Here is a 23,488-nt window from a genome sequence, read left to right on the forward strand (position 1 = left end):
AGGGCTGCACCTCGATGACTGCGGTTGCACGTGGTGGACCATGTCTCGAATGGGGGACGGCCGTTTCGTGCTCTACGGCGAGGACGAAGCGAGCGGTGTGAAGCTCCACGAGCCGAGAATCGATATGCTCGCGGGCGCGCCGGACTGGCTCCCGTTCGAGGAACTGCACGACCGGCTGGAGGGGTACGAGCTGGGCTGTGTCTACTGGTACGACAGCGGTGTCTGGGCTCGTGCTTCCTATCCGGATGATCTCCGCGACGATGGTCTGGACTGCGGGATGAGCCGTTTCGTGGATCGGGAGGACGTGCTCGGCGAGTTGCGTCTCTACCTGATCGATGGCGATCACGGGCCGAGCGCGCACCACCTGCTGTCCGATGCCGAGGCGTATCGGCTGAAAGCCCGCGTGCTGCTGGATTCCCTGCGCGCCGCCAGGCCGACGGATCCCGACGCTGTGGCCCGGGTACTCGTCGCGGCGGGTGTAGCCACCCCGACCGCGTGAGAACGCGGCGGCGGAATCGTGTGCGGCCCCGTCCCGGATGGTCGCACGGCCGTGGTCCCCGGAGCGGCGCGGCTGTTCGCCGGTGCCGACGAACCACACGGCGGCGACAACGCCCGGGGATGATCCGCTGCCCGCGGCGCGATGAATTCGGTGCGGCTCACGGGCGTCCGTGAATTCGATCTGATGCCCGGTTCCGCACCGCGCGGTACAGTCGCCCGTTACATGCGGACGCAATTCCATACGCGGCCGTAGTTCTGGGCAAGTGGGGGAGGCCGTCGGGTGCCAGAGGCAAACGACATCGGCAAACTGCTCGAATTCGTTCGAGCGCTCAATGTTCCGGATTCGCGCCCGCGGGTGTTTCGCACGCTGATCCGTCGCCGACGGCCATTGCCGCGCCCCCTCGTCGGCCTGGTCGACGTGCCGCCCTCGAGTGCGCTCCTGGTCGAGATCTACCGCTGGCTCGGTGAATCCGGAGGTCGGCGGGCAAGTCCGCGTGCGCGAGTGGATCTTTCGGCGGCGGGGTTGCCGCCGGACGCGTTGGCTCCGGATCCCAACGCCACCGGTCAGGAGATCGAGGGGCATTGCCTGCCGATCGTCCAGCGATTGGTCGAGGGCTTCTCCACCGATGACACCGCGATGGGTCCGATCAGGTTTCCGCGCTACCGCACCGCAGACTGGTTGACCCGACAGCGGGTGACCAGTGACGAGACCGAGGCAGCGGTGGAACTGCGTACCCGGTTGCCGAGGTTGCTGCGCAGCGGTTCGCCCGCGAGGTCGGCGGATGGCGCGAGTGAGGCGGCCGCGGGGGATGTGCTGTCGCGCACGGTGTTCGCGGTGCTGGCGCTGTGGCCGGTGCTGCGGCTGTGGTTGTGGATCAGCGGTGGCCGCATCCCCGGCATGTCGAAGGTGACCCGTTGGTTCATGCGCCAGCGCTATCTCGCACCCGAACTGTCGGACAGTTTCCTGGGTTTCGCGACCCGCCTCACGGCGTCGGGGCGCAGCGACGAGAACGACGAGCAGATCGCCAAACTGCTCGTGCACGCCTTCCTCGAGGATATGCGCGCCGCCTACCGTCGTCCGCTCTGGCGCCCGTCCGGCTGGCGGCGCACCGCCTATCCGGTGGCGTTGCTCGGGCCGGTCGCTCCCGACAGCGCGGGCGTTCGACTTCTCACGCGTATCAACGACATCCGCAACGAGACCGGCTTGTTCGATCCGCTGGTGGTGCTGGCCTGTCTGGAGTCGGCACCCGCCCGGCCACAGGCCCGTGACCTCGGTCGGATCGGTGACCTGACCAATCTCGACACGCTGGAGAGTCTCGTCGACCGGCCGTCCTCGGACGTGGAACCGGATCCGCTCCAGCGCTGGCTGCGCAATATCGACCACATGCGCACCAATCGGCTGCCCCACGCCTGGTCGCTGCCGCTGCGGGTGCGACTACCCGACCCGCTGAACGGGACGGTGCGCGACCCGCGCTACGCCCACCTGGCGGTGCCGCCGTCGCCGCCGCCCGCCGCGCGTCGCGGGGTCGTGATGATGTCGGTGCTGCTGCCGGTCCTTCTCCTGGTGGCCGCGACACTCGTGGCCGTGCCCGCCCTGCGCGGGGTGCCGTGCACGCATTGGCCGTGGACGTCGGGCGTCTCGGTGGAAATGCACGAGGGTGAATGCGTCGGTTACAGCGACAACGCCCGTCAGGTGTTCACCGACGACCCCTATCTGAAAGCGATCCAGCGGGAAGTCTTCTGGTTGAACGGCGAGGCCGAGGGCGCGCGCAGGACCAATCCGCGCAGGCCGCTGATGACGCTGGTCTATTTCGCCGGTCTCAGTTATTCCGACGCCAATGCGCGCTACCCGTCGGCGCAGGTCGAAGAATTGGCGGGGATCGCGGTGCAGCAGCGGCTGGCGTTGATGAAACGCTCCGAATCCGAGCCGCTGGTGCGCGTGGTGATCGCCAACGGCGGTACGGAGATGCGGCACGCGCCGCGCGTGGTGGACAAACACCTGCGCGGGCTTTTCGCCGACGACGCGAGTGTGCTCGGTGTTGTCGGGATGGATCGCAGCAGTACCGCGACCCGCACGGCCATCACCCGTCTCGGTGATCTGGGCGTGCCGGTGGTGGCGACGACGCTGACGGCGAACGACCTCGCCAATGCCTCACCCCTCTACTTCCAGGCCACGCCGAGCAACGCCGAACACGCGGAACTCATCGCCGACTACGTCGAGGGCGCGCGCTATCCACGCTCGTCCGACAAGGCGGGGCAGCCCCGTTTCCGGAAAGTGATCCTGTACTACCCGCAGGTTCCCACCGACCTCTACGTGACCACCCTGGTCGACAGCCTGACCGACAAGCTGGCACGGCGAAATATCGAGATCGAACGGCGCACGTGGACCACGCAGCACGAACTCAACCGATTCCCCGCGTTCTGCACACCCCAGTTCGATCGGGAGACCCTGCTGTTCTACGCGGGGCGTAACGACGACTTCCCGGCCTTCGCGGGCTCGGTCGCCAACGGCTGTCTCAGCGGTGACAGTCCCGTGATCCTCGGCAACGACACCCTCACCCGGGTGATCGCCGATCCCGAGGTGAGCAAGGGTCTGCCCCCCGGCCTGACCGTGCGGTATGTCGCCAAGGCCGCACCGGCGATCCTCGGTGGTCGTGCCTGTCTCGAAGGTAGAGCCGAAGTCGGTACCGCGAAGGTGCCCGCCGTGTATGCGGCCCTGTGTGACACGGTGCCCGACCTCGTCGCGGACCTGCGTGGATATCCCGACGTCCTGTGGACGGACAGACCGTCCTGGGCCGGGGATCGTCTCGGACTCGGTTACGACGCTTCTGGTCTTTTCCTCAACACCGTGCGCGTCGCCGAGACCGGTGATCGTCTGCCCAGTCGGTCGGCGGTCGCCATGCAGTTGCGGGATACGGCGGTTCAGGGTGTTACCGGGTACATCGACTTCACTTCCGGGCGCGTCGCGAAGACCTCGTCCCTGGCGGTGCTGGTCACCGAGGCGGGTGGAAAGGTCCCGCACCGGTGTCTGGTGATGTTTCCGATCTCGGCCGGTGAGAAAGGTGCCCCGGGTGGCGATGGGTGCCCGGCCGGAACCGGCAAGACCGGGGCTACCGATAGCGGGGGCGGCGCGAAATCGTCAGATGACAGCGATCTCGAGGACTGGGTGAAGCCGCCTAAATCGGCTGGCTGAATTCGAAGTCGGCGGGATATTGGTGTGCCGCCGACGACGATCGAGCCTTTTCCCCAGGCGATATCCGACAGCGTTCTCATGAATTCTGTGCGACTCGCTCGATCTCGTCGAGTGCAGTTGCTGTGTCGAGGCGGTCATTTCAGGTGCCGGAGTTGACGATCTCGTCGCTACGGTGACCGAGAACGGAGTTGCGGACTGGCCGGGTATGCGCCACCCTGTAGCACCGTGTGGCACACTGCGGTATCGTCGTCCTCATGAGCGTGCCCGAGATCACTCAGCGCGATCTGCGCAGCAGGTCCAGGGAAATCATGGACGCGGTCCAGAATGGGCAGACGTTCACGGTCACCCGCGACGGGCATCAGATCGGCCAACTCGTTCCGCTGCGCCGACGTCGCCGTTTCGTCTCCCGCGACGAATTCGCGGCGATGTCGAGGACCGCTCCCGATGTCGACCTCGCTGTCTTCCGGGCGGACCAGGAACTTACCGTCGACCATTACATGGACGACCCCTATGACCGCTGAATCGCACACTCCCACCCAGGGTTTGGTCGACACCAACATCATGATCCTGAGACGATGGGTGGATCCGGCCGAGTTGCCGGACGAACTGGCGATCACGGCCATCACTCTCGCCGAACTATCCGCCGGCCCGCACGAAGTTCGGCGTGGAGACGAACAGAGTGACTATGACGAACATGCCGAGCGCGCCCGCCGCCTCGATGTGCTTCAACGTGCCGAGCATGAATTCGACCCCATCCCGTTCGATGCGGAGGCGGCACGTATTTATGGACGCGTCAGCGCGGCGGTCATCAGCGCCGGTCGCAAACCGCGGCGTCGTGTTGCCGATCTGATGATCGCCGCGATCGCCATCGCCGAAGGCCTGCCGCTTTTCACCACCAACCCCGACGATTTCAAAGGACTCGAGAACCTGTTGACCGTTGTGCCCGTCACCCGGCCCGTGGTGCCCCGCGAGAACTGACTCGCAGCCGGCGATCCTCGGTGGTCGTGCTTGATCAATCTGGCCCTGTGCGACACGGTGCCCGACCTCATCGCGGACCTGCGCGGATATCCCGACGTCCTGTGGACGGACAGACCGTCCTAGGTCGGGGATCGTCTCGGATTCGGCTACGACGCCTCCGGTCTCTTCCACGACACCGTGCGCGTCGCCGAGACAGGTGATCGTCTGCCCAGTCTGTCGGCGGTCGCCATGCAATTGCGGGACGTGGCGGTTCAGAGTCCTGTGCCCTCCTGCTATCGGCACCCGCAACGAAATGACGGCCGCACATTACGACGCGGCGGGCCGCGGTATCACAGCCGCGCTTCCGACGCGGCGCGTCTCACGGCCTTGTTGACGTAATGATCACATCAATGAATCATGGAGAGATGTTGTATCCGACTCCGCGGCTGACCGAGCAGGACGAGCGGGTCTTGGCGGAGGTCGAGGGCATGCGTGACCAGCTTCGTCATCAGGTGCAGAGTGTCCCCGCGAAATGGACGGGCGGGCTTCGGAAGTTTCTTACCGCCGACGCGGTCGCCGCATCGAACTCGATCGAGGGGTTCAAGGTGTCGACGGTCGACGTCGAGGACCTGATGGCCGGTGAGCAGGATGTGGACGTCTCCGACGAGAACCGCGAGGAAACTCTCGCCTATCAGCGGATGATGACCTACCTTCAATCGCTGCACGACGCGCCCGACTTCCGATTCGACAAGGGGCAATTGAACGCGCTCCACTGGATCTTGCAGGGGCACCGGCATACATCCCGAAAGCCTGCCGGTCGATGGCGCGGCGGCCCGGTCTACGTGACGGACGCGCGTGACCCCAGCATCGCTGCCTACACCGCGCCTCCCGTCGAGCAGATCCCCGCACTGGCAGAGGAACTGGTGGACTGGCTGAACGCTCGCGACGACACGCATGCGCTCGTTCGGGCCGCCATGGCCCACCTTCATCTGGTGTCGATCCATCCCTGGTGCGATGGCAACGGCCGCATGTCACGCTCTTTGCAGACGCTGTTGATCGCCCGGGAGGGTGTGCTGGCGCCCGAGTTCTCATCGATCGAGGCGTGGCTCGGACGGCCGGGAAACACGTGGGAGTACTACCAGGTGCTGGCCCGCCGCGGCGCGCACTACCGGCCGGATCAGGATGTCTCCGAATGGATCAGCTTCAACTTGCTCGCCTACCACCAGCAGGCGCAGACGGTGCGCGCGAGGTTCGAACGATCGGGTCGGGTGTGGGAGCGATCGTCGGAATTCGCGATGCGCTCCGGACTCGACGAGCGCATCGTGTCCGCACTGCACGACGTCGCGATGGCAGGCAGGGTTCGCAGGTCTCGGTACGGAGCGAGCGAGGGGCTGAGCGTGCAGCAAGCTCAACGAGACCTGAAGGCATTGACCGAACGCGCTGTATTGACTCCGGTCGGACGGACGAGGGCACGCTATTACGTCGCGGGGGAACGCTTTCCGGATGCTGTGCTGGAGCTCGCACGAACCCCCAGCGGCTTGGTCGATCCCTATCGTTCGTAGCGGGTGATCGTCCGCGGCGCAGCGGGACGTGGTGACCGCGCTACTCGACGGCGCCCTTGTCGCGTAGGTTCCGGCTTGGGCGGACAAAGTCGACCGCGAGCGACGGGTTTCTGTCTTTTCCGTCGAAGAATGTCCGTTCAGGCCGGCCCCGTCCGCCGCAGCACACCGTGGCCGAGGGGCGTGCGGCGGCGCCGGTCAGTAGTGGCCCGGCGGATACTCGGAGAAGAACTGCTGGAGCAGGGGCGTCGCCAGGTCGAGGCCGAATTTGGTGACTCCGAGGCCGAAGTTGCCGAGGCCGATGACGACGAAACCGAGAAGGTCGCGATTCTGTTCGGCCAGATCCCGGAGGGGTTCGATGATGGTGCTGAACATAGGTCGGTCCTTTCGCATCCGAGCCGGATGGATAGGTCCAGACTTCCACAGCGTGGGGGCGCGGCCAAGGCTGGTTTCGGACACAATATGTGCAGGCAGGCAGAGTGGCCACCCCCGGTTATGAATGAGCTTGCATCATCGTGCATAATCATTTGTATGACGGCGCGGGCCGGTCGAAGAGGTCCCGATGTGCCGGGTCCGGGTCGCGCTCACCGCTCGCAGGCGCGGGCCTCATACTGCTGAGACACGAAGAGAACCGAGGAGCACACAGACATGTCCGATCGCGTCGTACTCGCCTACTCCGGTGGGCTTGACACCTCCGTCGCCATCAGCTGGATCGGCAAGGAGACCGGCGCCGAGGTCGTGGCCGTCGCCATCGATCTCGGTCAGGGCGGCGAGGACATGAACGTGGTGCGCCAGCGAGCCATCGACTGCGGTGCGGTCGAGGCCGTCGTCGTCGACGCGCGTGACGAGTTCGCCGAAGAGTACTGCCTGCCCACCATCCAGGCCAACGCCATGTACATGGGTGAATACCCGCTGGTCTCGGCGATCAGCCGACCGCTGATCGTGAAGCATCTGGTGGAAGCGGCCAAGTTCCACGGCGCCACCACCGTCGCGCACGGCTGCACCGGCAAGGGCAACGACCAGGTCCGCTTCGAGGTCGGCATCGGCGCGCTCGCGCCCGATCTGAACGTCATCGCGCCGGTCCGCGACTACGCGTGGACCAGGGAGAAGGCCATCGCCTTCGCCGAGGAGAACAAACTCCCGATCAACGTCACCAAGAAGTCGCCGTTCTCCATCGACCAGAACGTGTGGGGCCGCGCGGTCGAGACCGGGTTCCTCGAGGATCTGTGGAACGCGCCGACCAAGGACGTCTACGACTACACCGCCGACCCGACCGTCAACTTCGAAGCCCCCGACGAACTCATCGTCAGCTTCGACAAGGGCGTACCGGTCGCCATCGACGGCCGCCAGGTCAGCGTGCTCGAAGCCATCGTCGAACTGAACCACCGCGCGGGCCGCCAGGGCGTCGGCCGCCTGGACATGGTCGAGGACCGGCTCGTCGGCATCAAGAGCCGCGAGATCTACGAGGCGCCGGGCGCGATCGCCCTGATCACCGCGCACCAGGCGCTCGAGCACGTCACCATCGAGCGTGAACTGGGCCGCTACAAGCGTCAGGTCGAGCAGCGCTGGAGCGAGCTGGCCTACGACGGCCTGTGGTTCTCCCCACTCAAGCGCGCGCTGGACGCCTTCGTCCAGGACACCCAGCAGCACGTCTCCGGCGATATCCGGATGGTGCTGCACGGTGGTTCCGTCGTGGTCAACGGGCGTCGCTCGGATCAGTCGCTCTACGACTTCAACCTGGCCACCTACGACGAGGGTGACACCTTCGACCAGTCGCTGGCCAAGGGTTTCGTGCAGATCCACGGCCTGTCCTCGAAGGTCGCCGCGCGTCGGGATCTGAACCAGAAATAGTCGCACGGGCGCGGCGTCGGTGTCATGAAGCCACCGACGTCGTCGGCGTGCTTCGCCCGGCGGCACCGGGCGACGCGATTCGCGGTACCGCTGTCGGTCTACCGGATGACGTCGGCGGGACTGTCGGGCGCGAGCGCGGTGACGATCGGCGTACCGCCGGACGGCCGCCTGGACGCTGATCAGTCACGGGCAGCGTTGGACGACCCCGATCGAGTGGAGATCCACCGGTTTCGGATCGACTCGTCGCAGGAGATCGGTGGGTCACCGACAGTTCGACCAGCGCCGACAGGTCGGTCGGTGTCCACAGATCGGCCGGCGCCGATGGTCGGCGGGCAGCGACGGTCCGGTCGGTGTCGACCGTTCGGCTGGTCACGGACCATCCGGTCCGGCATCGACGGACCGGCGGATCTCGGTCGGATCGGCCGGAACGGACGGTGTCAGGTCGTCACTCCGGAGGTGCTCGGTCTGCGGTAACCGTCGGGTGGGCTCGACCCGGCCCGAACACTTCGACGCACGCCCCGGAATCCACACCCCAGCGGACACTGCACACGGACCCTGCGTGCCGGTGACGTTCGGCTCTGCTGGTTCGATGGTCACGACCGTGTGGCCACCGACCCGGCCACCCGACGACCGACTTCCCCATCCGACCGAAGGAGAGCCAACGATGACATCGAGCGAGCACTCGTCACACAGCGGCACGAACGAGGGTGCGCTCTGGGGTGGCCGCTTCGCGTCGGGCCCCGCCGCCGCCATGGCCGCGCTGAGCAAGTCGACGCATTTCGACTGGGTGCTCGCCCCCTACGATGTCCGCGCGTCCAAAGCGCACGCGCGCGTGCTGCACAAGGCGGGACTGCTGTCCGACAGCGACCTGTCCGGCATGCTCGCCGGACTGGATCGCCTTGCGGCGGAAGTTGATTCGGGTGCGTTCGGTCCGCTGGAATCCGACGAGGACGTGCACGGCGCGTTGGAACGCGGACTCATCGAACGGGTCGGCACCGAACTCGGCGGCCGGTTGCGGGCGGGACGTTCCCGCAACGACCAGGTCGCCACGCTGTTCCGGATGTGGTTGCGCGACGCGGTCCGTCGCGTCGCCTTCGGACTGCTGGAAGTGGTCGACGCGCTCGTCGCGCAGGCGGCCGCGCATCCCGACGCGGTGATGCCGGGTAAGACGCATCTGCAAGCGGCGCAACCGGTTCTGCTCTCCCACCACCTGCTCGCGCACGCGCATCCGCTGCTGCGTGATATCGACCGGCTGCGTGATTTCGACAAACGCGCCGCCGTCTCGCCCTACGGCTCGGGCGCGCTGGCGGGGTCCTCGCTCGGTCTGGATCCGGAACAGATCGCGTCGGAACTGGATTTCACCGCCGCCGCGGCCAATTCGATCGACGCGACGTCCTCGCGCGATTTCGCGGCGGAGGCGGCCTTCGTGCTGGCGATGATCGGTGTCGATCTGAGCCGGATGGCCGAGGAGGTCGTCATCTGGAGCACACCGGAATTCGGCTACATCACTCTCGCCGACGCGTGGTCCACCGGCTCGTCGATCATGCCGCAGAAGAAGAATCCCGATGTCTCCGAACTCACCCGGGGCAAGGCGGGACGGCTCATCGGCAATCTCACCGGACTGCTCGCCACCCTCAAGGCACAGCCGCTGGCCTACAACCGTGACCTGCAGGAAGACAAGGAACCGCTGTTCGATTCGGTCGCCCAACTGGAACTGCTGCTGCCCGCCATCGCGGGCCTGGTCGCCACCCTCACCTTCCACACCGATCGCATGGCCGAGCTCGCCCCCGCGGGTTTCACCCTCGCCACCGATATCGCCGAATGGCTGGTGCGCCAGGGTGTTCCGTTCCGTGTCGCGCACGAGGCGGCGGGCGGATGCGTCCGGACGGCCGAAGCCCGTGGTGTCGGACTCGACGAACTCACCGACGAGGAATTCACCGCCGTCGACGCCGCTCTCACGCCGCAGGTGCGCGAGGTGCTGACGGTGCAGGGTTCCATCGCCTCGCGCAACGCTCGCGGCGGCACGGCCGGTGTGCAGGTCATGGCTCAGCTCGACGAGGTGCGGACGCAGGCGTCGGCATTGCGTGACTGGCTGCGCTGAGATCGGCGACCGGACCGGGATGCCGCACCGGTCAGGTCGACCACGCGTCCGTTCGGCCCAGCAGATTCGCCACCCGTAGCAGCGGGGTGATGTGCTCGGGTATCGCGCGGACGCGGTTCAGGCGTCCCGCCGAGTAGGTCATCAGATCGTTGCCCGCGACGCTCCACAGGGGCACGGCACCCGCGATGTGGGCGTCGATCAGGTCCGGCCCGACCAGGTGGCGGACGTAGCCCGGGTCGCGGCTCGCGATCCAGAAGCGGTTGTCGAACCAGATATTGCCGGTCGCGGTCGGTTTGTCACCGAATATCGAGCGTTGCAGTATTCCGAGCGTGCCGCGCTGCACGACCGCGATCGGCGGATGCGGACGGTCCAGATGTACGACCGTCACGACGAAGTGGTGCGTCCGGGTGGTCGTGCGTGTCGTCCCGTCCGTCGACCGCTCGTTCGTTGTCGTCCGATAGTGATAGTCCGCGACCGTGACTCGCCTGCCGTCCAGCACGCGGGTGAGGACGACGCCGACGCCGCGCGCGTTCGCACCGGGCATCCGCGCTGTCCACAGCGCGTGGGGTCCCTCGGCGTACTGCCATCCGTTGCCCGCCGCCCACTGCCGCAGCGCGTGACGCCTGCGGTGCTCGGCGTGTACGCCGACGACGCCGAGGACCGCGGACAGGACGACGACCAGCGGCACGACGCACAATGTGCCCACCGCCACGTGCATGGGCAGGTCCACGGCCGATCCCCCAAGTTCTCGGTCCCGGGGACGACCCGGTCCCCGCGCACCCGATCGTATCCTCGCTAGGGTGCCGTCATGACCTTTCTGTTCCTGGCCCTCGCGATCGTTTCCGAGATCTCCGCGACCATCTCGTTGAAACTGTCCGAGGGGTTCAGCAAGGTGATTCCGTCGATCATCGTGGTGATCGGATACTGCGCCGCGTTCTTCTTCCTCGCCCAGGCGCTCAAACGCGGTATGGCGATCGGCGTCGCCTACGGCATCTGGTCCGCGATCGGCGTGGCGGCGGTCGCCACGATCGGCGCGCTGTTCCTGGACGAGAAATTGACCCTGGTGCAGGTCGGTGGCGTCGCACTGGTGATCCTGGGCGTGCTGGCATTGGAACTCGGTGGGGCGCACTGAGTTACGCGCTGCCACTCCAGCATGCGGTGGTGAAGCGGCGGATCTCCTCGGCGCGGTCGTCGTCCTCCGGTGCCCGGCCGAGGAATCCGCCGTGTCCGGCCGCTTCCCAGACGTGCAGTTCGGCCCGCACGCCCGCCGAACGCAGCGCGCGGTGTAGGCGGACGGTGTCGGAGAGCAGCATGTCGCGGGTGCCGGAGAGCAGCAGGGTTGGCGGGAAGCCTGCGTGGAAGTCGCCGAACAGTGGTGAGACGTAGGGGTCGCGCAGGTCTGCGGCGCCCGCGTAGAGCAGTGTAGAGGGTGCGGGAGCAGTGAGGATGTTGTCGAGTCCGAGGTTGGTCTGCCAGGTGTCGCCGGATTCGGTGAGATCAGCCGCCGGGGTGGCCAGGACGGCTCCCGCTGGTAGGGGCAGTCCCTCGTCGCGGGCTCGGAGGATCATCGCCGCGGCCAGGTTCGCTCCCGCCGATACGCCGCCGACCATGATATCGGCGGGATCGCGTTGTTCCAGCAGTGCGCGGTAGGCGGCGAGACAGTCATCGAGGGGTGCCGGGTAGGGATGGTCCGGCGGCATCCGGTAGTCGACCGACCAGGACCGGACGCCGACGCGTAGCGCGTTGTCGATGCCCCGGCGGCGGCAGATCTCGCCGCCGCCCTGGGTGAACGCGCCGCCGTGGAATTCGAGGTAGACGCGACGGTCGTCGGGGGCGCAGGTGTCGGGGGTGATGATGTACACCGGTGCGTGTCCGGCGGAGATCTCCTCGACCTCGACCCGGCTTGCTGTTTCGGAGGTGGGGGCCATCGAGAGGGCCATTCGATCCATCTCGGCGATCAGTTTTCGCCAGGCCTCGGTGTCGTCGAGCGCGGGCCAGTCGGGGATGGGGGCCAGTGGGCCGAGTGCGAGGATCGCTCGGGCTTGTTCGCTCACCGAAGTAGGTACCGGGATTTCGCGTTCCTTGATCCGCAATTTCGGTAGCGACCGGTCGATCGTCACGACCGCCTCCTTCGAGAATGAAATTCTGAATCGTGAGAATAACAATCTTGTGGGGTATCGGCAATCATCGATCGCTTCCCGGAAAGCGACGTTCCGTGCTCTCGGGACCGAGTCGGTGCTGGCGCCCGAAAGGGCGGAATGGTCGAGCCCGAGCACTCGAACTCCGGCTCGGAATCACGGCTACGCGCTCGTGCGACGGTCCGCTGCGCGCTACCCCGCGTCGGAGGCGGGCAGTCGACTGGCGACGCCGTCGAGGAACATCGCGACCCCGTGCGCGAACACATCGTCGGCGGGTGCGGCGACATACGCGGCGCCCGCGGTGCGCAGGGCGATGTAGCGCTCGGCGGGCAGGCTGGCGAGCAAGCGGTCGAACCCGTCCGAGCGGGAGGCCCCGAGTGGGCCGCGACCGGCGACACTGCGCTGGATATCGGCCGCTCCCGCGACGAATTGGATCATCGTGGTGGTGTTGAAAGCGGCCTGTTCGGGGTCGCTGCCCGCTTCGAGGAACAATTCCAGCGCGGCGTCGACCAGGCGCAGGGTGTTGGGTCCGTACCCCGCCGTGCCGCGGCCCACCGACGGGGGCAGTGGCTGCGACAGGATGACGCGCCGCGTCTCGTGCATCAGCGCTTCTGCGTCGGCGCGCCAGCCGCGGCCGGTGCGCGCGAGGCGGATGTCGCCCATGACGTGGTCGGCGATCAGCGCGATCAGTTCGTCACGGCCCGCGATGTGGCGATAGAGCGAGGCGCTGCTGGTATCGAGACGTTCGGCGACCCGGCGCACGGTCAGCGCGTCGACGCCGTCCTCGCGCAGCAGGTCCACCGCGGCCGTGACGATCTTGGTGCTCGACAGGCCGCCGTCGCGCGGCCTGCGCCGGTTCTCCGTCGCGGCGCGTTCGACCCACCACTGCGCCGATCCGGGCTCGGGCGCGTCGGGATCCCGGCGGTCGGGGCGGGTCATGGCGCCGTGGACGGCGCGAGGTCGGGTCGGTAGCAGCGCATTCGCCTCCATCCGCTCGTCGGGCAGCACCCTTGACAGTATGCGATCAGCGCTCGCATACTACCGAATCGGAAATGGGAGCGGCGATCGCATTGCGGTGGCGTCGTCACCCCGGCCGCTTCGCACGACACCGCACAGCGCGGCACAGGAGAACACAATGACGTTGTTCGACGCCTTCCGATTCGACGGCAAACGGGTGCTCGTGGTCGGCGGTGCGACCGGAATGGGCGCCGCCACCGCCGAACTCGCGCTCGCCGCGGGCGCGGAGGTCATCGTCGCCGACTGTGCGCCCATCACCATGGCAGGCGTGCGGACGATCGCGCTCGATCTGGCCGACTCCGCCACCATCGATGCCGCGCTCGAACAGATCGGCGGGCCGGTGCACGCGCTGGTGGCCGCCGGGGTCGCCGACGGTACCCCGGGCATCGAGCGGATCAACTTCCTCGGCCACCGCTACCTGATCGACCGGTTGCTCGCCGCCGATCTGCTGCCGTCCGGCGCGGCGATCGGATTCATCTCCTCCTCGGCGGGTCTGGGGTGGGAGTCGAATCTGACGCTGTTGCGGGAGTATCTGTCGATCACCGACTTCCACGACGCGGCGCGGTGGGCGGTGGAGCACGGCAAAGCGGACTACAAGTTCAGCAAGCAGGCGGTCTGCGCCTACATCGCGACGCAGGCACTGCCCTTGCGCAGCAGGGGAATCCGGATCAACGCCATCTGCCCCGGCCCGGACACCCCGCTGGCCCGCGCCAACGCCGCCAGCTGGCTCGGCTTCGGTGCCGACTTCCGCGCGGTGGCGGGAACCGAACCGGCGCGACCGATCGAACAGGCTCGTCCGCTGCTGTTCCTGTGCAGCGACGCCGCCTCCGCCGTCAACGGCATTACCCTGACCTCCGATTCCGGATACTTCAGTTCCGGGATGGCCGGATCGTTCCCCGCCGCGACGCCCGTGGTCAACTTCATGCTCGGGCGATGAGCGCCACACGGCAACCGAAAGAGGTCGTATTCGATGAAAGAACAACGGCGAGGACGCAAGATCGCCATGACACCGGCCGAGGTCGACGCCTTCCTCGCCGAGGAACGGACCTGTCGCGTGGCGACGACCGGCGCGGACGGGCCGCACCTGACGCCCCTGTGGTTCGTCTGGGACGGAACGGCGCTGTGGCTCAATTCCGTGGTGAAGAGTCAACGCTGGACCGATGTCGTGCGCGACCCCAAGGTCGCCGTGCTCATCGACGCGGGCCGTGAGTTCAACGAGTTGCGCGGGGTGGAGGTTCGCGGGGTGCTGACCCCGGTGGGCGAGGCTCCCCGGACCGGCGCGCCCGACCCGGACCTGGCGACCCCCGAACTGTTGTTCGCCCGCAAATACGCGGGCCGCGACGAGATGCACTACGACGGCCGCCATGCCTGGCTGCGTCTGGAACCCACCAAATTCACGAGTTGGGATTTCCGGAAGATGTAGTGCCCGAAGGCTAGCCCTTCTTGGCCAGATTGTGGGCGACCGCGCCCAGCCGTGCCAGCCGCGCGTCGCCGAGCGGGGTCAGCCTGCCGCCGAGTCGATTGGTGACGAATCCGAGCGACATGCCGGTGCTCGGATCGGCGAACGCGCCCGAGCCGCCGAGCCCGAAATGACCGAACGCCGAAATCGGTTCCGCTTTCGACGGTTTCATCGGCACACCGTGATATCCGAGGCCCCACGGAATGCGGAACGCCAGCACGTAGTCGGGGGTGAACACCTGACGGGTGCTGATCGCCTCGATGGTCTCAGACCGGAGCAGTTGGTAGCCGTCGATCGTGCCGCCGTCGGCGAGCGCGCCGTACATCCTGGCCAGCGCGCGGGCGGAGAACACGCCGTTGACGCCGGGCATGACCGAATCGTGCAGGCGCGGATCGGCGACCAGATCGGCGAACCCCTGCGGGGTGGTCTCGGCGGCGGCCGAGGTGAAACGGGTGCGGCCGAGCAAGTTCGCGCTGGCGTCCCAGCTCATACCCGCGATGGTGAGACGCGGGAAGTTGGGGGCGATGCGATGGCGCTCGGATTCCGGCACCCGGAACCAGAGTTCCTCGGCGCCGAGCGGTTCGGCGATCTCGGTGCGCAGGAGTTCGGTGAAATCGGCGCCGCTCACCCGGCGCACGAGTTCGGCGACCAGATGTCCGAAGCTGATGCCGTGGTATCCGCTGGTCACCGTATGTCGCGGATCGGGTGTCGCGGCGGCCAGCGCTTCGGTGACCGCGGCGTCGTCGAGGAACGTCTGCGCCGGTCCCGGCAGCAGACCGCGCAGGCGATGCAGTCCGGCCCGATGCGTCAGCAGTTCGCGGACGGTGATCCGTTCCTTGCCCGCCGCCGCGAATTCCGGCCAGTACTCGGCCACCGGCGCGTCGTAGTCGAGCAGGCCGCGTTCGGCGAGGCGGTGCAGCAGGGTGGACGCGACACTCTTGCCGGTCGAGTAGGCCATAGCCACGGTGTCGTGCTGCCACGGCTGGTCGGGGGCCGCGTAACCGGCCCAGACGTCGACGACGGGTTCGCCGTGTCGGTAGACCGCGAGGGCGCCGCCGCCGTCCGAGGGGCGGCGGAACAGCCGGTCGAATTCGGCGACGAGGGTCGCGTAGCGGCGGTCGACGAATTGCGTGGTCGGAATCGTGGTCATCGGTGGTGTCCTCCCTTCCGTCATCTCGTACAGCGTAAGACCTGTGGTCGAATCGTCATCCCGCCGCCCGCAGCGAGTGGTTGTGCATTTTCCTGAGCGTCACATCAGGAACCGAGATCGCAACACGTCTGTCCTACGGTGGGTCCATGCCTCCACGGAGACGTTCGGCCCTGCTCGCGAGGTTGGTTGTCGACGAGCCGGGTAGGCCACAGATCATTCTCGGCGAACTGCGCCGGGTGATCCTCGACGGGGCGGTGCCGCCGTGTACGGCGATACCGCTGCGCGAAGTGGCCGAATTATTCGGTGTCAGCCACATTCCCGTGCGCGAGGCGCTCAAAACCCTGCTGGGGGAGGGGCTGGTCACCCACGAGCCGCACGGCGGCTACACCGTGGCACAGCTGACCGCCGCCGAACTTCGCGAAATGTACATCGTGCGTGAGACTTTGGAGAACGCGTCGCTCGCCGCTGCGGTCGCCAACGCCAGCGATGCCGACCGCGAGGAACTACGGGAGATCAACGCCCTACTGGAACAGGCGATCCGCGACGACGATCCGGCCGCCTACCACCGGCAGTCCCGGCATTTCCATGTGGCGCTGACCCGGCCCTCACGCATGTTCCGGTTGCTGCACATGCTGGAATCGGCGTGGAACGTCACCGAGCCGGTGCAGTCGATGGTGCATATCGGGCGCGCCGACCGGGTGCGCCTGCACACCGATCACGCGCTCATGCTCGATGCCTTCCTCGCCCGCGACATCGACCGGCTGCTGCTCATCGCCGAAGGTCACCACCGCAGGCTCGAGAAGGTGATCGCGACCCTGCCCACCGACACCGGGCTGCTTGCGCCCGCGGAAGATATATCTGTCGTGCAATAGCCGGGCAATAACGGCGCAATTGTCGGGCAATGCGGGATTCCTACCGTCGAACCATCACAGTTTCACCTTCGGATGGGAATCACCATGACCGAAACACTCGCCCCGGCCGGGTCCTCGGCCACCACACCGGGAGATCCGGGACCGGCGACGCAACCCGTAACGGCGACAAAGGATTACGATCCCCGGCTGACGAACGAGGATCTGGCCCCGCTGCGTGAGCAGAAGTGGGGCTCGTACAACATCTTCGCCTTCTGGATGTCGGACGTGCACAGCGTCGGCGGTTACGTCACCGCGGGCAGTCTGTTTGCGCTCGGACTCGCCAGCTGGCAGGTGCTCGTCTCGCTGCTGGTCGGCATCACCATCGTCTACTTCTTCTGTAACTTGGTGGCCAAGCCGAGTCAGGTGACCGGCGTTCCGTATCCGGTCATGTGCCGCAGCGCGTTCGGTGTGCTCGGCGCGAACGTCCCGGCCATCATCCGTGGTCTGATCGCGGTGGCGTGGTACGGCATCCAGACGTTCCTGGCATCGGCGGCGCTGGACGTGGTGCTGATCAAGCTGTTCCCCGATCTCGCCCCGTACGCGGTGGTCGACGACTACGGCTTCCTCGGGCTGTCGCTTCTGGGCTGGGGCAGCTATCTGCTGCTGTGGGTGGTGCAGGCGTGCGTGTTCTGGCGCGGCATGGAAGCCATCAGGAAATTCATCGACTTCTGCGGTCCCGCGGTCTACGTGGTGATGTTCCTGCTCTGCGGATACCTGATCGCCAAGGCCGGTTGGAGCGCCATCGATCTCAACCTCGGCGAGGTGACCTACACCGGCTGGGACGCGCTGCCGGTGATGCTCGGCGCGATCGCGCTCGTGGTGTCCTACTTCTCCGGTCCCATGCTGAACTTCGGCGACTTCTCCCGTTACGGAAAGTCCTTCAGCGCGGTCAAGCGCGGCAACCTGCTCGGACTCCCGGTCAACTTCCTGCTGTTCTCGCTGCTCGTGGTGATCACCGCGTCGTTGACGGTGCCCGTCTACGGTGAGCTGATCACCGATCCGGTCACCACGGTGGCGCGGATCGACAGCACCTTCGCGATCGTCCTCGGCGCGCTGACCTTCACCATCGCGACCGTCGGCATCAATATCGTCGCCAACTTCATCTCGCCCGCCTTCGACTTCTCCAATGTCAGTCCGCAGCGGATCAGCTGGCGGGCGGGCGGCATGATCGCGGCGGCCGGGTCCGTGCTGATCACGCCCTGGAACCTGTACAACAACCCCGACGTCATCCACTACACGCTCGAGGTGCTCGGCGCGTTCATCGGCCCGCTGTTCGGCGTGCTGATCGCCGACTACTACCTGATCAAGAAGCAGCAGGTGCGGGTCGACGATCTGTTCACCATGTCGACCACCGGAACCTATTGGTACAGCAAGGGTTACAACGTGAACGCGATCATCGCGACAGCCGTCGGCGCCGCCGTCGCGATGTTCCCGGTGCTGGCCAAGGACGTGACCGGGATGCACACCGCCGCGCAGTACAGCTGGTTCATCGGGTGCGGGCTCGGATTCGTCGTCTACTACCTGCTGGCCGCGCGTACCGCGGCGGCGGGCAAGGCCGTCCAGGAGCCTGCCGTGGGGGAGGTTCCTGCCTGATGCGCATCCGTGTCGTCAACCCCAACACGACGCGGGCGATGACCGACACGATCGAGCAGTGTGCCGGGGCCGTCGTCGGCCCCGGCACACTGCTCGACGCGGTCACCAGCGCGATGGGACCGGCGTCGATCGAAAGTCACTACGACGAGGCCCTCAGCATTCCCGGCATCCTCGATGCCATCGCGCGCGGGGAACGTGACGGTGTCGACGGCTATGTGATCGCCTGCTTCGGCGACCCGGGCCTCGACGCCGCCCGTGAACTCGCGGCGGGACCGGTGATCGGGATCGCGGAGGCCGCCATGCGCGCGGCCTCCCACCTCGGGCGTGGTTTCAGCATCGTCACCACGCTGGATCGCACCATCGGCCGCGCGGAGGATCTCGCCGAACACTATGGGATGCGCCGTTTCTGTCGCGGCATCCATGCCTGTGAGATCCCGGTGCTCGCGCTCGACACCGATCCGAACGCGCGCAAGATCGTCACCGAGGCCTGCCGGGAGGCGGTCGAAGCCGACGGTTCCGACGCGATCGTGCTCGGCTGCGCGGGCATGGCCGACCTGTGCGCGCACATACGTGCCGAGATCGGTGTCCCGGTGGTCGACGGGGTCACCGCCGCCACCCTCACGGTGCAGTCGCTGGTCACCCTCGGTCTCAGGAAATCCGGGCGGGGGGAGTTCGCCGCGCCCCCGTGGAAAACGTATCGCGGCGTCCTCCGCCCCTTCGGCAGTCCCTGAGTATCAGGCGGCGACGGCCGAGGTCAGTTCCTCCAGTGCGAGATCCGGATCGGCGACGTCGACGACGATGCGGGTGAATTCGGTGCCCGCCAGATCTATGCGAATGGCACGGCCGCCGAATCGGGTGTCCCAGAACTCTTTCCGGCGTCTACCCCGATAGGTGCCCGCCGCGATCACGCCCGGGAAGAAAGCGCCGGGCGCACGCACCCACGGCGGGCGCAGATCGACTTCGGCGAGGGCGATCTCGGTGATGTCGGACAGGTCGACGGTCACCTGTTCGCGCAGCGAAAGGATCCGGTCCATCCCGAGTACGTTCACCGTCACCTTGTCCTGCGTGACTTCGACCTCGACCATGGTGCACCTCACTTGCCGCTGGAATTGCGTACCCCTCAACGATCCACTGCGCGCCTGGTGTGACCCTGTGGCAAACCTGTGATTTACCCAAGCTTCCGCGCGGATCGTCGGGCGGCCGGGAACTTCCCGCCGATCCGCACCCGTGAGCGGAAGGCGACACTCCGGAGGGAACTACATGTCAGTACGCTGATATGCGCATCAACGAATGTTCGATCGCATCGGGAAACGGCGAAACGCACGCGCGTCACCGAAAAACAAGGCGGGGGACGCCGGTCAGTCGGGCGCGAGTCCGAGCGCCTTCACGATGAATCCCGCTTTGGCGTTCGTGTAGGCCTCGCGGTCATCTTCGTGTCGGTCGGCCAACCGCCGTTTGAGCTGTTCGTAGTCGTCGGCCAGCGTCCCGTCCCGTCTCAGGGCGTCGCGAAAGGCGATCTGTTCGCCCCAACGCGGGTGACCGGAGGTGACCAGGTGCAGGTGGGCGATTCGGTGCTGCCCGGTTTCGTCCGGCTTGACGAAGAAACGACGCCACGGCCGACCGTCCAGTTCCGGCGGCACGAAGCACCAGCCGTCGACGGTGAATCGTCGCGCGGCATCGACAACGACGACATCGAGATCGTTCACCGAGGCCATGAGATCGATGATCGGTTTGGCGGCCAACCCCGGAACCGCTGTCGACCCGACATGTTCGACACCGTCGACCAGCCACGGCGCCAGCAGTTCGATCAACCGCGCGCGCTCGACCCGCGCCCGATCGGCCCACCGAGGATCGAACGGGCGCACGCTCACCCGCTCGTACGCCCACGCCGGAACGCCATCACTCATGACGCCACGCTGACGCGGACAACCGACGAGCGAGGCACGTCGATCTGGTCCGGAGGATCGGGGCCGTGCGCCGAACCGGTCGAGAGTCCGCGTATCCACGGGCTCGTCTCGACTGGTTCGGCGTCGGATACGTCGGACTACCCTTCGGTCCGGTGGTACGCCTCGTCGGCGATCTCCAGCACACCCCCGAGCCAGGGGGAGTAGTTCGCGGGGTCGTCGCACAGACGCATGCGCAGGGCGTCGGGCTGGACCCACGCGAAATCGGCGACCTCGGCCGGATCGGGACGCGGTCGCGCCGAGCCGAGCCTTCCGATGAGGACGTGATCCCATTCGTGCTCGACCCGCCCGCTGTCGGCGTCCTCGGCTTGGTAGCGGAAGACGCCGACCTCGGTGAGGTCGGCGGCCAGGCCCAATTCCTCGGCGAGACGGTTCGCGGCCGCGTCGGTCACCGATTCGCCCGGAGCCGGGTGGCCGCAGCAGGTATTGGCCCAGACCAGGGGGAACCGGGTCTTGACCGCGGCCCGTTGCTGCAACAGCACGCGGCCCGTGGCGTCGAAGAGCAGCACCGAGAACGCGCGGTGCAGCAGTCCCGGCGGTTGATGCGCCTGCGAGACCGGGCACGCGCCGATCGCGTGGCCCGCGTCATCGACGAGTTCGACGGGCAGGGCCTCGCGATCGGTCAGTGGTTCGGCCAGGGTCTCGGTCACCGCCCCACCTTATCGGCGACGATCAGCAGGTATTGGAAGCTACCGTCCCGGTACGCGGTGAGGAAGGGCTCCTCGATACCGGTCGCGAGCTCGGATTTCGTGCGCAGTTCCCAGTACGGAATCGTCGCCGGGGTGAGATCGACCACCGAGATCGGCGCGAGGCCGTTGCGGGCGAGCGCACGGAAATATTCGCTGCGCGGATGGATCATGCACCCGTAGTGCGCGTCGATCCGGCTGACCGAGGACGAACGCCCGCCGGCGACATCGTTGGAGCAGCCGGTGATGCAGGCGTAGCGTCCGCCGCGTCTCAGTAGCCGGGAGAATTCGGCGAACAGGTCGAAAAGATCGACGTACATGGTGGTTTCGTCGGTCCAGATCCCCTGCATCGCGCCGGACTCGAATCCGGTCTCGAGCATATTGCTGAAGTGGAAATTCACCTGGTCGGCGATACCGCGATGCCGCGCTTGCTCATTGGCGAAACCCACCTGGTACTCGGAGATGGTGACGCCGTCCACGCGGCAACCGAACCGCTGATGTGCCATGAAGCTGGTACCGCCGCGGCCGGAACCGCCGTCCATCAGGCGATCACCGGGCCGCACCTGCCCGAGGTGATCGAGCAGCAGGTCGGCCTGGGCTGTCTCGAGTCGATGCAGTTCCTCGACGATGCGTTCCTGCCTGGTGTCCTCAGGACCTTCCAGCACCGAGAGATCGGGGTCACCGATCCCGTAGTGATGATGGTAGAGGCCGTCCACCTTGCCGAGTTCGGTGTTGACGCGGTCGTCGTTGGGATTGTTGTTCCAATAGTCGGCGACGGATTTCTGGTAACTGGTGTGCAGTACGGCAGTGGTGCCGGGGCCGAGCATGGTCATTCGCGATCATCCTCTCGTTGCGGTACTGGCTATTTCACATCCTGATAGCGCTTGCTGCCGGTATGCCACGCCCGGCTGCCGCCCATCCAGGCCCACAATCCGGCAAAAAATCTGTGCAATTCGGGCGAACCCGTCGCGGCGAGCGGGGTTGCCTCGCTCTCGAACCGGTGCATCAGTTCGTCGTGCGCGGCTGCCGTTCGCAGCACCGCCTCCCGTCGTGAGCAGTTCTCCTCGGCGGCGAGAACCGTCGGAAGATTGAATTCCCGGTGCTCGGATCGGTCTTCACGGGCCATCGAATAGAGATCGTTCACCAGCTGACCCGCCAGCGCGGCGGTGGTGACCACCCGCCGCACCACGGGGTCGGTGTATTCCGCTGCCCCGAGTTCGTAGCCGCCGACCACATCGCACAGAGCCATACACGGAAGGAAGCTGTGTGGTTGCCGGTTGGCGAGGTATTCCCATACCGGCGGCATCCGCCCCATCGCCCGCCAGCCCGCCTCCGCACCGAGTGCGATGAACCAGCCCGCGATCTCGGTGCGTAGCCGTGCCAGTTGAGCGGGCGAGGCGTAGCGCGCGAGATGGTCGAACGAGGTACGAAAGGCGCGCAGAACGGGGTCTGCGCGCATCGCCGCCTCCGATTCCGCGAGGTAGCGCACCGGCAGGTGGACGGGATCAATGGCGGCGGCGACGAGTTCGAGCCGCGGCCCGAGTTCGGCGGCGGAGCCCTCCGCTCCTTCCTCGCAGTAGTAGTCGTCGACCGACCATTCCGAGACCGCGCATTTGGCCGCCGCGAGCAGCCGGTCCGGATCGTCGCAATCCGGATGGGCGAGCATGATCAGTCGGCCGAAATCCGCCTCGCGCAACTCCCGCGTCCGGCCTTCGTACAGACCGATGTCGCGGGCCCAGGCGAGGAGTCCGTCGTTCACCAATTCGGCGAGTGCCGGATCGTCACGTGTCGGCGGCGGGCAGTACAGCGGGGGGATGTCCCCGGCGGCGGTAGGTGCCACCCGCTGGCCGTGCCCGATCGGTTCCGATGCGCGAGGTACGCGAACGACCGTCGCGGGTGTGACGGGTCCACCGGGAGGCGGGAGGACCGACGGTGGATGAAAACCCGTCGGATCGACCCCCTGTGCCGATCCGACGGGAACTCGGGGGAATGCGCGCGGTATCGGGATAGCGGGATGATCGTCGGAATGTCCAATCGATGGTGAATCGGACCGCGCCGCCGCGGTTTCGGGCCGCCGGGGTGGGGCGGCAGCGGACGAGGCCGGCGACCGGTGGGTCGCCGTGTGGCGCGGTGCGATCATCGGTGACGGGGTAGCCGAGGCGGGCAGTCGCAGTGCTGCGGTGCCCGGACCGGTGGGGCCGAGCAGTCCCGGAGCGCGTGACGGGACGGGACCGCCTTCGATGGTCTTCGAAACCGCTTCCGCCACTGCGGATATGGGCCGCGCGTCGCCGAATGGATCGGTGGGAGCGGCGGTATCGGCGAGTGACAGCAGGGTCGCGACGATTGATGCCAGATCGTTCGTCACCGGTGGCGCCGTCGCACGGGAGATGACCGACATGCTCCGCGCCCGG

23 protein-coding genes are annotated in these 23,488 nt (G+C 66.9%); 13 read left to right on the top strand and 10 right to left on the bottom strand.

Going from position 1 to position 23,488, the window contains the following annotated elements:
* The first annotated feature begins 49 nt into the window (after positions 1–49).
* The 5 genes from OG225_RS05215 to OG225_RS05235 all read left to right on the top strand — a co-directional run bounded on the left by OG225_RS05215 (position 50) and on the right by OG225_RS05235 (position 6,210).
* Positions 50–499, top strand: a complete 450-nt coding sequence (locus tag OG225_RS05215; RefSeq protein WP_405180628.1) for a hypothetical protein — start codon at positions 50–52, stop codon at positions 497–499.
* A 279-nt stretch (positions 500–778) separates the two neighbouring features.
* Entirely contained in the window at positions 779–3,691 is a 2,913-nt protein-coding gene (locus tag OG225_RS05220; RefSeq protein ID WP_405180629.1) for a hypothetical protein, read from the top strand.
* 254 nt (positions 3,692–3,945) lie between these two features.
* Positions 3,946–4,212: a type II toxin-antitoxin system Phd/YefM family antitoxin gene (locus OG225_RS05225; RefSeq protein WP_405180630.1), complete on the top strand. Its 267-nt coding sequence runs from the start codon at positions 3,946–3,948 to the stop codon at positions 4,210–4,212.
* Positions 4,202–4,669 (top strand): type II toxin-antitoxin system VapC family toxin, encoded by a 468-nt coding sequence (locus OG225_RS05230; protein ID WP_405180631.1) that lies wholly within the window; start codon positions 4,202–4,204, stop codon positions 4,667–4,669. The genes OG225_RS05225 and OG225_RS05230 overlap by 11 nt, the downstream gene beginning before the upstream one ends.
* A gap of 404 nt (positions 4,670–5,073) precedes the next feature.
* A complete protein-coding gene (locus OG225_RS05235; protein ID WP_405180632.1) occupies positions 5,074–6,210 on the top strand; it encodes a Fic family protein in 1,137 nt (378 codons plus the stop codon).
* Between the two features lie 195 nt (positions 6,211–6,405).
* Here OG225_RS05235 and OG225_RS05240 read toward each other — a convergent pair whose 3' ends face one another.
* Positions 6,406–6,582, bottom strand: coding sequence for a hypothetical protein (locus tag OG225_RS05240; RefSeq protein WP_198654665.1), 177 nt, complete (start codon positions 6,580–6,582; stop codon positions 6,406–6,408).
* A 273-nt stretch (positions 6,583–6,855) separates the two neighbouring features.
* Between OG225_RS05240 and OG225_RS05245 the strand changes: the two genes are divergently transcribed.
* Positions 6,856–8,058: an argininosuccinate synthase gene (locus OG225_RS05245; RefSeq protein WP_109529977.1), complete on the top strand. Its 1,203-nt coding sequence runs from the start codon at positions 6,856–6,858 to the stop codon at positions 8,056–8,058.
* Between the two features lie 664 nt (positions 8,059–8,722).
* Positions 8,723–10,159 carry an argininosuccinate lyase gene (gene argH, locus OG225_RS05250; protein WP_405180633.1) on the top strand — a complete coding sequence of 479 codons (1,437 nt, stop codon included), beginning with the start codon at positions 8,723–8,725 and terminating at the stop codon, positions 10,157–10,159.
* A gap of 31 nt (positions 10,160–10,190) precedes the next feature.
* On the opposite strand, the gene OG225_RS05255 is transcribed toward argH, so the two are convergent.
* Positions 10,191–10,889 carry a hypothetical protein gene (locus tag OG225_RS05255; RefSeq protein ID WP_405180634.1) on the bottom strand — a complete coding sequence of 233 codons (699 nt, stop codon included), beginning with the start codon at positions 10,887–10,889 and terminating at the stop codon, positions 10,191–10,193.
* A gap of 78 nt (positions 10,890–10,967) precedes the next feature.
* On the opposite strand from OG225_RS05255, the gene OG225_RS05260 reads away from it, so the two are divergent.
* A complete protein-coding gene (locus OG225_RS05260; protein WP_216913022.1) occupies positions 10,968–11,291 on the top strand; it encodes a multidrug efflux SMR transporter in 324 nt (107 codons plus the stop codon).
* Between the two features lies 1 nt (position 11,292).
* On the opposite strand, the gene OG225_RS05265 is transcribed toward OG225_RS05260, so the two are convergent.
* Positions 11,293–12,279, bottom strand: coding sequence for an alpha/beta hydrolase (locus tag OG225_RS05265; RefSeq protein WP_405180635.1), 987 nt, complete (start codon positions 12,277–12,279; stop codon positions 11,293–11,295).
* Positions 12,280–12,489: 210 nt separating this feature from the next.
* Positions 12,490–13,305 carry a TetR/AcrR family transcriptional regulator gene (locus tag OG225_RS05270; protein WP_405180636.1) on the bottom strand — a complete coding sequence of 272 codons (816 nt, stop codon included), beginning with the start codon at positions 13,303–13,305 and terminating at the stop codon, positions 12,490–12,492.
* A 127-nt stretch (positions 13,306–13,432) separates the two neighbouring features.
* Here OG225_RS05270 and OG225_RS05275 point away from each other — a divergent pair, with 127 nt between their 5' ends.
* Together OG225_RS05275 and OG225_RS05280 are read left to right on the top strand one after the other, a co-directional pair.
* The gene (locus tag OG225_RS05275) at positions 13,433–14,251 is read left to right on the top strand and encodes an SDR family oxidoreductase (RefSeq protein WP_405180637.1); all 819 of its coding nucleotides are present in this window, start codon (positions 13,433–13,435) and stop codon (positions 14,249–14,251) included.
* Between the two features lie 33 nt (positions 14,252–14,284).
* A complete protein-coding gene (locus OG225_RS05280) occupies positions 14,285–14,737 on the top strand; it encodes a pyridoxamine 5'-phosphate oxidase family protein (protein ID WP_405180638.1) in 453 nt (150 codons plus the stop codon).
* Positions 14,738–14,747: 10 nt separating this feature from the next.
* On the opposite strand, the gene OG225_RS05285 is transcribed toward OG225_RS05280, so the two are convergent.
* A complete protein-coding gene (locus OG225_RS05285) occupies positions 14,748–15,923 on the bottom strand; it encodes a serine hydrolase domain-containing protein (RefSeq protein WP_405180639.1) in 1,176 nt (391 codons plus the stop codon).
* Between the two features lie 146 nt (positions 15,924–16,069).
* Between OG225_RS05285 and OG225_RS05290 the strand changes: the two genes are divergently transcribed.
* The 3 genes from OG225_RS05290 (at position 16,070) to OG225_RS05300 (ending at position 19,158) form a co-directional block, all read left to right on the top strand.
* Positions 16,070–16,795, top strand: coding sequence for a GntR family transcriptional regulator (locus tag OG225_RS05290; RefSeq protein WP_405180640.1), 726 nt, complete (start codon positions 16,070–16,072; stop codon positions 16,793–16,795).
* Positions 16,796–16,879: 84 nt separating this feature from the next.
* A complete protein-coding gene (locus OG225_RS05295; protein WP_405180641.1) occupies positions 16,880–18,427 on the top strand; it encodes an NCS1 family nucleobase:cation symporter-1 in 1,548 nt (515 codons plus the stop codon).
* On the top strand, positions 18,427–19,158 hold the full coding sequence (locus OG225_RS05300) for an aspartate/glutamate racemase family protein (protein ID WP_405180642.1): 732 nt from the start codon (positions 18,427–18,429) through the stop codon (positions 19,156–19,158). The genes OG225_RS05295 and OG225_RS05300 overlap by 1 nt, the downstream gene beginning before the upstream one ends.
* A gap of 3 nt (positions 19,159–19,161) precedes the next feature.
* Here the strand turns inward: OG225_RS05300 and OG225_RS05305 are convergent, their stop codons facing one another.
* The 5 genes from OG225_RS05305 to OG225_RS05325 form a co-directional block, all read right to left on the bottom strand.
* The gene (locus tag OG225_RS05305; RefSeq protein ID WP_109530013.1) at positions 19,162–19,512 is read right to left on the bottom strand and encodes a hypothetical protein; all 351 of its coding nucleotides are present in this window, start codon (positions 19,510–19,512) and stop codon (positions 19,162–19,164) included.
* Between the two features lie 273 nt (positions 19,513–19,785).
* A complete protein-coding gene (locus OG225_RS05310) occupies positions 19,786–20,334 on the bottom strand; it encodes a GrpB family protein (RefSeq protein WP_405180643.1) in 549 nt (182 codons plus the stop codon).
* 137 nt (positions 20,335–20,471) lie between these two features.
* A complete protein-coding gene (gene idi, locus OG225_RS05315) occupies positions 20,472–21,041 on the bottom strand; it encodes an isopentenyl-diphosphate Delta-isomerase (protein ID WP_405180644.1) in 570 nt (189 codons plus the stop codon).
* Complete coding sequence (locus tag OG225_RS05320) at positions 21,038–21,910, bottom strand: geranyl diphosphate 2-C-methyltransferase (RefSeq protein WP_405180645.1); 873 nt, start codon at positions 21,908–21,910, stop codon at positions 21,038–21,040. The genes idi and OG225_RS05320 overlap by 4 nt, the downstream gene beginning before the upstream one ends.
* A 29-nt stretch (positions 21,911–21,939) precedes the next feature.
* Positions 21,940–23,475, bottom strand: coding sequence for a family 2 encapsulin nanocompartment cargo protein terpene cyclase (locus OG225_RS05325; protein WP_405180646.1), 1,536 nt, complete (start codon positions 23,473–23,475; stop codon positions 21,940–21,942).
* Between the last annotated feature and the right edge of the window lie 13 nt (positions 23,476–23,488).

The organism is Nocardia sp. NBC_01377, from assembly GCF_045040005.1.
GTDB lineage: Bacteria > Actinomycetota > Actinomycetes > Mycobacteriales > Mycobacteriaceae > Nocardia > Nocardia noduli.

Excerpts from the sequence above, each read along its gene's own strand:
- OG225_RS05215 (WP_405180628.1), top strand. The coding sequence starts at position 50 with ATGGGGGACGGCCGTTTCGTGCTCTACGGCGAGGACGAAGCGAGCGGT.
- OG225_RS05225 (WP_405180630.1), top strand. The coding sequence starts at position 3,946 with ATGAGCGTGCCCGAGATCACTCAGCGCGATCTGCGCAGCAGGTCCAGG.
- OG225_RS05230 (WP_405180631.1), top strand. The coding sequence starts at position 4,202 with ATGACCGCTGAATCGCACACTCCCACCCAGGGTTTGGTCGACACCAAC.
- OG225_RS05235 (WP_405180632.1), top strand. The coding sequence starts at position 5,074 with ATGTTGTATCCGACTCCGCGGCTGACCGAGCAGGACGAGCGGGTCTTG.
- OG225_RS05240 (WP_198654665.1), bottom strand. The coding sequence starts at position 6,582 with ATGTTCAGCACCATCATCGAACCCCTCCGGGATCTGGCCGAACAGAAT.
- OG225_RS05245 (WP_109529977.1), top strand. The coding sequence starts at position 6,856 with ATGTCCGATCGCGTCGTACTCGCCTACTCCGGTGGGCTTGACACCTCC.
- argH (WP_405180633.1), top strand. The coding sequence starts at position 8,723 with ATGACATCGAGCGAGCACTCGTCACACAGCGGCACGAACGAGGGTGCG.
- OG225_RS05260 (WP_216913022.1), top strand. The coding sequence starts at position 10,968 with ATGACCTTTCTGTTCCTGGCCCTCGCGATCGTTTCCGAGATCTCCGCG.
- OG225_RS05275 (WP_405180637.1), top strand. The coding sequence starts at position 13,433 with ATGACGTTGTTCGACGCCTTCCGATTCGACGGCAAACGGGTGCTCGTG.
- OG225_RS05280 (WP_405180638.1), top strand. The coding sequence starts at position 14,285 with ATGAAAGAACAACGGCGAGGACGCAAGATCGCCATGACACCGGCCGAG.
- OG225_RS05285 (WP_405180639.1), bottom strand. The coding sequence starts at position 15,923 with ATGACCACGATTCCGACCACGCAATTCGTCGACCGCCGCTACGCGACC.
- OG225_RS05290 (WP_405180640.1), top strand. The coding sequence starts at position 16,070 with ATGCCTCCACGGAGACGTTCGGCCCTGCTCGCGAGGTTGGTTGTCGAC.
- OG225_RS05295 (WP_405180641.1), top strand. The coding sequence starts at position 16,880 with ATGACCGAAACACTCGCCCCGGCCGGGTCCTCGGCCACCACACCGGGA.
- OG225_RS05300 (WP_405180642.1), top strand. The coding sequence starts at position 18,427 with ATGCGCATCCGTGTCGTCAACCCCAACACGACGCGGGCGATGACCGAC.
- OG225_RS05305 (WP_109530013.1), bottom strand. The coding sequence starts at position 19,512 with ATGGTCGAGGTCGAAGTCACGCAGGACAAGGTGACGGTGAACGTACTC.
- OG225_RS05310 (WP_405180643.1), bottom strand. The coding sequence starts at position 20,334 with ATGAGTGATGGCGTTCCGGCGTGGGCGTACGAGCGGGTGAGCGTGCGC.
- OG225_RS05320 (WP_405180645.1), bottom strand. The coding sequence starts at position 21,910 with ATGACCATGCTCGGCCCCGGCACCACTGCCGTACTGCACACCAGTTAC.
- OG225_RS05325 (WP_405180646.1), bottom strand. The coding sequence starts at position 23,475 with ATGTCGGTCATCTCCCGTGCGACGGCGCCACCGGTGACGAACGATCTG.